At 65.4% G+C, this 8,002-nt stretch carries 6 protein-coding genes; 1 reads left to right on the top strand and 5 read right to left on the bottom strand.

What is annotated here, in order from left to right; translation table 11 throughout:
• Nucleotides 1–410: 410 nt before the first annotated feature.
• On the top strand, nucleotides 411–2,309 hold the full coding sequence (locus AC07PF_RS19010; RefSeq protein ID WP_494612860.1) for an ATP-binding cassette domain-containing protein: 1,899 nt from the start codon (nucleotides 411–413) through the stop codon (nucleotides 2,307–2,309).
• A 60-nt stretch (nucleotides 2,310–2,369) separates the two neighbouring features.
• Here AC07PF_RS19010 and AC07PF_RS19005 read toward each other — a convergent pair whose 3' ends face one another.
• From AC07PF_RS19005 to AC07PF_RS18985, 5 genes are all read right to left on the bottom strand, one after another.
• Nucleotides 2,370–3,473: a protein-glutamate methylesterase/protein-glutamine glutaminase gene (locus tag AC07PF_RS19005; RefSeq protein WP_494612859.1), complete on the bottom strand. Its 1,104-nt coding sequence runs from the start codon at nucleotides 3,471–3,473 to the stop codon at nucleotides 2,370–2,372.
• A 31-nt stretch (nucleotides 3,474–3,504) separates the two neighbouring features.
• A complete protein-coding gene (cheD, locus tag AC07PF_RS19000) occupies nucleotides 3,505–4,260 on the bottom strand; it encodes a chemoreceptor glutamine deamidase CheD (protein ID WP_007853718.1) in 756 nt (251 codons plus the stop codon).
• A gap of 45 nt (nucleotides 4,261–4,305) precedes the next feature.
• On the bottom strand, nucleotides 4,306–5,208 hold the full coding sequence (locus AC07PF_RS18995) for a CheR family methyltransferase (protein ID WP_494610089.1): 903 nt from the start codon (nucleotides 5,206–5,208) through the stop codon (nucleotides 4,306–4,308).
• A gap of 107 nt (nucleotides 5,209–5,315) precedes the next feature.
• Nucleotides 5,316–5,804, bottom strand: a complete 489-nt coding sequence (locus AC07PF_RS18990; protein WP_007853720.1) for a chemotaxis protein CheW — start codon at nucleotides 5,802–5,804, stop codon at nucleotides 5,316–5,318.
• Nucleotides 5,805–5,860: 56 nt separating this feature from the next.
• On the bottom strand, nucleotides 5,861–7,996 hold the full coding sequence (locus AC07PF_RS18985) for a chemotaxis protein CheW (RefSeq protein WP_494612858.1): 2,136 nt from the start codon (nucleotides 7,994–7,996) through the stop codon (nucleotides 5,861–5,863).
• Nucleotides 7,997–8,002 lie beyond the last annotated feature (6 nt).

Raw genomic sequence — 8,002 nt, 5'->3', positions numbered from 1 at the left:
GCAGTCAGCTCTTGTCAGCGCAGCCCTAGATTGTATACCGAGAAATCAGCGACTTTTCTAAAACTACCGAAGTTTTTGCAAACTTCCTTCTCCATCTACCCAGAACCTCCAAAGAAGGACCTCCGTGCAGCGAAGCCCTCGACTATAGCACGAGTTTGGGGCCCGACGAAAGAGCAGGCGCACTTTCTCGATGCTCCCGCCCTGGCAAGCAGCCGCCCGCCCGCAAGTCCTGCTGCCGAACCAGGCCATGGACCCACCCCCTCTATATTGAGGCGGATCTTGGAGGGCACACCACCACCCCAGATCGGCGTGCTGGCGACCCGCCCGCTGGCCCTGTCCTGGTGCCGCAAAACGCCCCGTCAGCCCTTCGACACATGCAAAGTGCGCGCGCCCTCGATAATCCTCCCCCTATGGCACTTATCACTCTACTGGACGCCCAACTCGCATTTGGGCACGTTGCACTGCTGGACCACGCCGGCTTCTCCCTGGAGGCAAACGAGCGCGTGGGACTGATCGGGCGCAACGGCGCCGGCAAATCGTCCATGCTCAAGATCCTGGGCGGCATGGCCAAGCCCGATGATGGATCGCTGCAGGTGCAGCAAGGCACCCGCATCGCCTTCGTGGCGCAGGAGCCTTCGCTGGACCCTGAAGCCAGCATCTTCAAGGCGGCGTCCGAAGGCCTGCAGGCCGTGATCGCCGTGCGCGACCAGTACCTCTCGGGTGCGGAAGGGCTGGACCTGGACGCACTGCAATCGCAGATCGAGGCCTATGACGCCTGGAACTGGGAGCAGCGCGTGGAAGAAACCCTGCAGCGCCTGCACCTGGACCCGGAAGCCATCGTCGGCACCCTGTCGGGCGGCACCAAGAAGCGCGTGGCCCTGGCCCAGGCGCTGGTGGCGCGCCCCGACGTGCTGCTGCTCGACGAACCCACCAACCACCTGGACCTCGATTCCATCGAATGGCTGGAGGACCTGCTGCTCGACTTCCCGGGCAGCGTGGTCACCATCACCCACGACCGGGCCTTCCTGGACCGGGTCGCCACGCGCATCGTGGAACTGGACCGTGGCCAGCTGCGCTCCTACCCCGGCAACTTTGCCCAGTACCAGATCCAGAAGGAAGACCAACTCGCGCAGGAGGCCGTGATCTCGGCCAAGGCCGACAAGCTGCTGGCGCAGGAAGAGGTTTGGATTCGCCGCGGCGTGGAAGCGCGGCGCACCCGCAGCCAGAGCCGCATCACGCGCCTGCAGGATTTGCGTGCACGCCGCGAGGCGCGCCGTGACGTGGTGGGCAGCGTGCGCATGGACGTGGCCACGGGCAGCGGCAATGGCTACCAGGGCAAGATCGTGGCCGAGCTCACCAACGTGAGCAAGTCGTTTGGCGACCGGACCATCGTCAGCAACTTCACCGGCACCATCCTGCGCGGTGACAAGGTGGGCCTGATCGGCCCCAATGGCGCGGGCAAGACCACGCTGCTGAAGATGATCCTGGGCGAGCTGGCGCCGGACACGGGCGAGATCCGCCAGGGCGCCAACCTGCAGGTGGCCTACTTCGACCAGATGCGCCATGCGGTGAACCTGGATGCGACGCTGGAGGACTTCATCAGCCCCGGCAGCGAGTGGATCGAGATCGGCAACCAGCGCAAGCACGTCAAGAGCTACCTGAGCGACTTTTTGTTCTCGCCGGCGCGCGCGCATTCCCCTGTGCGCTCGCTCTCGGGCGGTGAACGCAACCGCCTGCTGCTGGCGCGCCTGTTCGCGCGACCGGCCAATGTGCTGGTGCTCGACGAACCGACCAACGACCTGGACATCGACACGCTGGACCTGCTCGAAGAACTGCTCGAGAACTACGACGGCACGGTGTTCCTCGTGAGCCATGACCGCACCTTCCTGGACAACGTGGTGACCAGCACCATCGCCTCCGAAGGCAATGGCCTGTGGCGCGAGTACGAAGGCGGCGTGCAGGACTGGCTGCTGCAATCGCGCCGCAGCCGTGCTGCCGCCGCGGCCGCCGCACCCGCGGCGGGCACCAAGGCCATGGCCGCCAAGGAAGCCGCCCCCACCGCAGCCCCGTCCAAGACCGAGCAGACCTCGCGCAAGAAGCTGTCGTACAAGGAGCAGCGCGAACTCGACACGCTGCCCGAGCGCATCGAGGCGCTGGAGAAGGAGCAGGCCGAGGTCCAGGCCGTGTTGGCCGATGGCAGCGTCTACGCCACCGATGGCGCACGCGCCGCCAAGCTCACGGCACGCGCCAGCGAGATCGATGAGGAATTGATGGCGGCGCTGGAACGCTGGACGGCGCTGTCGGCCTGACCGATCGGAACGCATCGGTGGGGCGGGGCCCCATCGATCGGCGCCAAGGCCGCGCCCAGGTCAGATCCGGTGGTGGAGCCGGTCGGTCGCACCACGCAGGCGCGCCACCAGCGCGGGCGCAATCTGGCCCAGCGGCAGCACTTCGTCGGCCGCGCCATGGGCGATGGCCTCGCGCGGCATGCCGAAGACGATGCAGGTGGCCTCGTCCTGCACGTAGTTGTAGCTGCCGGCATCCTTCATTTCGCGCATGGCGGCAGCACCATCGTTGCCCATGCCGGTGAGCATGATGCCGAACGCGTTGCGCCCCACAACGGCGGCTGCCGACTTGAACAGCACCTCCACCGAGGGCTTGTGGCGATTGACCGGCGGGCCATCGTCGACCACGGCCACGTAGTTGGCGCCACTGCGCGCCACATGGAACTGCGTCCCACCCGGTGCGATATAGGCATGGCCGGGCAGGATGCGCTCGCCGTTCACGGCTTCCTTGACCGTGATCTGGCACAGGCCGTTGAGCCGCGCTGCGAAGCTGGTGGTGAAGCCCGGGGGCATGTGCTGCGTGATCACGATGCCCGGCGAATCGGCGGGCATGTGCACCAGCACCTCCTTGATGGCTTCCGTGCCCCCGGTGGAGGCACCGATGCAGATCAGCTTTTCGGTGGACAGACGGCCCAGCAAGGTGGTCGGTGCCGCCGGGGCCGCCGTGCCGGTACCGGACGCATGGGGCGCTGACGAAGCCTCGCGCGGTGCAACGCGGCGCACCTGGGCCACCGCGGCCACGCGGATCTTGTCCACGATCTGGCTGGCCAGGTCGTTGAGCCCGCTGGCCAGGCCCACCCGGGGCTTGGCCACGAAATCGATGGCCCCCAGCTCGAGGGCCTTCATGGTCACTTCGGCACCGCGCTCGGTCAGCGTGGAGATCATCACCACCGGCATGGGCCGCAGGCGCATCAGCCGGCCCAGAAAGTCGATGCCATCCATGCGGGGCATTTCCACGTCCAGGGTGATCACGTCCGGGTTCATCTCCCGGATCATCTCGCGCGCCACCAAGGGGTCGTTGGCCGTGCCGATGCACTCCATGTCCCGCTGCCGGTTGATGATCTCCGACAGCAGACTGCGGACCAGTGCCGAATCGTCCACCACGATCACCCGGATTTTCCTGCTCATTGTTCGCTCAGGCTTTCTTCGTCATCTTCAATCAAAACAGATCCACAGAACCACCCGAGGTGCTCTTGGCCACGGTCGCGGCATTTCCACGCACTTCCTGTTCCACCAGGGTCTCGGGGTGGGCATGGGCCAGGCGCTTGACCATGGCCTTGCCCGTCACCGGGAAGAACACCACCTTGCGGGGATAGATGTCCAGGACGTCCTCGGACACGATGGGAATGCGCTCCGTGTGCAGGTAGTTGAGCACGAAAGTGGTGTTGCGTTCACCCACGTTCATGGTGGTGAAATTGTGCATCACCTGCGCCCCGCCAAAAATCTTGGCCTGCATGGTTTCACGCCGGGCCCCGAGCTTGAGCATCTCGTTGATGAGCAACTCCATCGCGTACGAACCGTAGCGGCCCGAGGCATCCGCCAAGTCACCGTCGGGCAGCATGAAGTGGTTCATGCCGCCGATGTGGGCCCGGCTGTCCCACAGGCAGGCCGCAATGCACGAGCCCAGCACCGTCATGATGACCATGCTTTCGTCGGCCACGAAATACTCGCCGGGCAGCACCTTCACGGCATTGTGCTGGAAGTGGTGGTCCAGGTAGAAGAAGGAGGCCTCACCGGGCTTCCTGGAGCGGGCCTTGAGCTCGTTGAGCGACGATTCGCGGGGCGCCGTGCTGGTCGAATAGATGTCCGCGCTCAACGGCGCGATGCGCGGCGCCCGCCGGCGCTCCGGCGCAGCAGCAGCGGCGGCACCAGGCGTGAAGGTGTTTGACGTGAGGCCGGATTGGTTATTGGTCATGGGAGCTGCTTGGAACAAGTTCCTATGGGCGAACAAAGGGGCGGATCACCGGCGTTCATAGACCGTCTTGCCACGCAGGGTGAAGAGATCGCGGGACTCGCTGAAATTCTCCGCATGCCCCACAAACAGCATGCCACCGGGTTTGAGCACGCGGTGGATGCGCTCCAGTACCTTGCGCTGCGTGGGCGCATCGAAATAGATCATCACGTTGCGGCAGAACACCACGTCGAAAGGCTCCTTGAACGGCCAGTCGTCGCGGATGAGGTTCACGCTCATGAATTCGATGGCCCGGCGCAGCTCGGGCTTGGCCCGCACCATGCCATCGTTGCCGCCCTTGCCTTTCAGAAAGAACTTCTGCAGCCGCTCCGGACCCAGGCCCTTGAGGTTGTCGAGCCGGTAGACGCCCTGGCCCGCCGTGGCGAGCACCTTCGAGTCGATGTCACTGGCCGTGAGCTTGAAGGAGGCATTGGCCCCCAAGGCCTCGAAGGCCGTCATGACGATGGAATACGGCTCCTCGCCGGTGGAGGCCGCGTTGCACCACACCTTCCAGGGCGTGTTGGCCGGCTTGCTGCGCAGCAGCGTGGCGAAGATCTCGAAGTGGTGCTGCTCGCGGAAGAAGGCCGTGAGGTTGGTCGTCAGGGCGTTGATGAACTCCTGCCACTCGGGGCCGTCGTGCTTCTCCAGCCAGCTCAGGTAGTCATGGAAGCTGTTGTAACCCGTGTCGCGCAGCCGGCGCGAGAGCCGGCTGTAGACCATGGCGTGCTTGCCATCGTGCAGGCTGATGCCGGCACGCTGGTAGATCAGCGACTGCACGCGCGCAAAGTCGGCATTGGTCCATACGAACTCACGCCCCTGCGCCAGCGGGCCCGAGGGTGCAGGCGCGCTGGCAGCAGCTGCGGCGGCTGCAACACGCGCGCCGGCCGAGGAAACACTGGTGGTCTGGGGCATCATTTTGATCATCCGCTCGGAAGTCCATTTCGCTCCAAAAGGCCTGCAGACCCTTGTCTGCAGTTTGGCTTGCGGCCATCCACCTGGCTGAGAACGTGTGGGCGTTCTTACTCCGCTGCCGTCACCAATCCCATGTCCAGGCTGGACATCAGTTTCTCGATGTCCAGCAGGATCAGCATGCGCTCGCCCACCGACCCCAGCCCCAGGATGCAGCTGTTGTCGATGGCGCTTTCGATGTCAGGCGCCGAACGGATGCTCTCGGGCGTGAGCTCCATCACGTCGCTGACCGAGTCCACCACGATGCCCACCACGCGGTTGCGCAGGTTCAGGATGATGACCACCGTGAAGCTGTTGTAGTCCGCCTGCGCGCAGTTGAACTTCAGGCGCATGTCCACGATGGGCACGATGGTGCCGCGCAAGTTGGTCACGCCCTTGATGAACTCGGGCGCATTGGCAATGCGGGTGGGCGGCTCGTAGCCGCGGATTTCCTGAACCTTCAGGATGTCGATGCCGTACTCTTCCTGGTCAAGCCGGAAGGTCAGGTATTCGCGCGCACCGGTTGGCGCGCTGTCGGCCGTCTTACCCATCACACTCATGGTGAGTTCTCCTTGTTAGCAGTGCAGGTGCACTCCATGAACGCATCGCGCCCGAATCAGTGGCGGGCCCGGCGCACCAGGCCGCCCGTGTCCAGAATCAGTGCCACCGTGCCGTCGCCGAGGATGGTGGCGCCCGAGACATTGGGCACCTTGCGGTAATTGGTCTCCAGGTTCTTCACCACCACCTGGTGCTGGCCCAGGAGCTCGTCGACCAGCAATGCCACGCGGCTGCCGTCGGCCTCCACCACCACCATGATGTTGCTCGACTTGTTGAGGTCGAAGCGCGGCACCTGGAAGATCTTCTCCAGCGCGATGACGGGCATGTACTCGTCGCGCACCTTGACCAGCTGCGAGCCCTGGGCCACGGTGCTGACATCGTCGGAGTTGACCTGGAAGGACTCCACCACCGAGGACAGTGGCAGGATGTAGACCTCTTCGCCCACGCCCACCGACATGCCATCCATGATGGCCAGGGTGAGCGGCAGGCGCACCGACACCTTCATGCCGTAGCCTTCGGCGGAGTCCACTTCGACCGAGCCGTTCAGGGCGGCGATGTTGCGCTTGACCACATCCATGCCCACGCCGCGTCCCGACACGTCGGTCACTTCTTCGGCAGTGGAGAAGCCGGGCGCGAAGATCAGCTGCCACACCTCGGCATCGCTCATCTGGTCGGACACATCGAGGCCCCGCTCCTGCGCCTTGCGCAGAATCTTCTCGCGCGACAGGCCACGGCCGTCGTCACGCACCTCGATGACGATGGAGCCGCCCTGGTGCGATGCCGACAGGGTGATGGTGCCCAGCTCGGGCTTGCCCTTGGCCAGCCGCTCGGCGGGCATCTCGATGCCGTGGTCGCAGCTGTTGCGCACCAGGTGGGTCAGCGGGTCGGTGATCTTCTCGACCAGGCCCTTGTCCAGTTCGGTGGCTTCACCCAGCGTGACCAGCTCGACCTTCTTGCCCAGCTTGTTGGCGAGGTCGCGCAGCATGCGCGGGAAGCGGCTGAAGACGATGGACATGGGGATCATGCGGATCGACATCACCGATTCCTGCAGGTCCCGCGTATTGCGGTCCAGGTCGGCCAGGCCGGCCAGCAGCTGCTGGTAGGCGCCGGCATCCAGCCCGCGGCTGTTCTGGGCCAGCATGGCCTGGGTGATCACGAGCTCGCCCACCAGGTTGATGAGCTGGTCGACCTTGTTCACGGCCACGCGGATGGTCGTGGATTCCATCTGGGCCTGGGCCGCAGCCTTGGGCTCGGCAGCCGCCACAGCCTTCGCCGAGGGCTTGGCAGCCGCGTTGGCGGCAGGCACCGCGCTGGGTGCGCCAGGGGCATCCGAGAAGAAGCCGTAGGACACGTCCGCACCGCCCGCAGGAGGCTCGCCCTCGTGGATGGCCTGGTCGGGATCGACCTCGGCCACGGCAGCGGCTTCTTCCTCGCCATCGACGAAGCGCACATGCTCCTTGGAGACATGGAAGGCGAACAGGTCCAGCAGGTCGTCGGTGGACGAGGTGGTTTCCACCGCGAACACCCGCATGCCCGCCTGCACGCTGGGCAGGTCGCTGATGGAGCCCAGGCCGGGGATGTCGCGGAACAGCTCCTTGATGGTGTCGGCCTGCTCGGTCTTGTCCAGCGGGCCGATGTGGATCTGCAGCTTGCGCGGCTGCCCGGGCACGTGGGCCTTGGGAGCCGGTGCGGGCGCGGCGGCCACCGGGGCCGGCGCCGCAGCAGGGGCAGGGGCAGCAGCACCAGCAGGAGCGTCCTCGGGGACGACGCCTGCCGCCAGTTCGCTGATGCGCTTGACCAGGGAGGTGGTGGACACGGCCTCGCCCTGCCCGCCCGCCTGGTGGCGCGCCAGCAGGCTGCGCGAGGCATCGGCCGATTCCAGCAGCACGTCGACCATCTGCGGGATGGGTTGCAGCTCGTGGCGGCGCAGCCGGTCGAGCAGCGACTCCATCTGGTGCGTCAGCTCGGCCACGTCGGAGAAGCCGAACGTGGCGGCCCCGCCCTTGATCGAATGCGCGCAGCGGAAGATGCCATTGAGCTCTTCGTCGTTCGCGGCGCTCAGGTCCAGGTCGAGCAGCATCTGCTCCATCTGGTCCAGGTTTTCGCCAGCTTCTTCAAAAAAGATCTGGTAGAACTGGCTCAGGTCAAAGTCAGCACCGCCGGCCCCTGATCCCTCTTGATAGCTTTCAGCCATAGTCGG

This window comes from Acidovorax sp. GW821-FHT10A04 (genome assembly GCF_059415825.1).
This window is presented reverse-complemented; position numbering and strand designations above follow the sequence as displayed.

Excerpts from the sequence above, each read along its gene's own strand:
- AC07PF_RS19010 (WP_494612860.1), top strand. The coding sequence starts at position 411 with ATGGCACTTATCACTCTACTGGACGCCCAACTCGCATTTGGGCACGTT.
- AC07PF_RS19005 (WP_494612859.1), bottom strand. The coding sequence starts at position 3,473 with ATGAGCAGGAAAATCCGGGTGATCGTGGTGGACGATTCGGCACTGGTC.
- cheD (WP_007853718.1), bottom strand. The coding sequence starts at position 4,260 with ATGACCAATAACCAATCCGGCCTCACGTCAAACACCTTCACGCCTGGT.
- AC07PF_RS18995 (WP_494610089.1), bottom strand. The coding sequence starts at position 5,208 with ATGCCCCAGACCACCAGTGTTTCCTCGGCCGGCGCGCGTGTTGCAGCC.
- AC07PF_RS18990 (WP_007853720.1), bottom strand. The coding sequence starts at position 5,804 with ATGAGTGTGATGGGTAAGACGGCCGACAGCGCGCCAACCGGTGCGCGC.
- AC07PF_RS18985 (WP_494612858.1), bottom strand. The coding sequence starts at position 7,996 with ATGGCTGAAAGCTATCAAGAGGGATCAGGGGCCGGCGGTGCTGACTTT.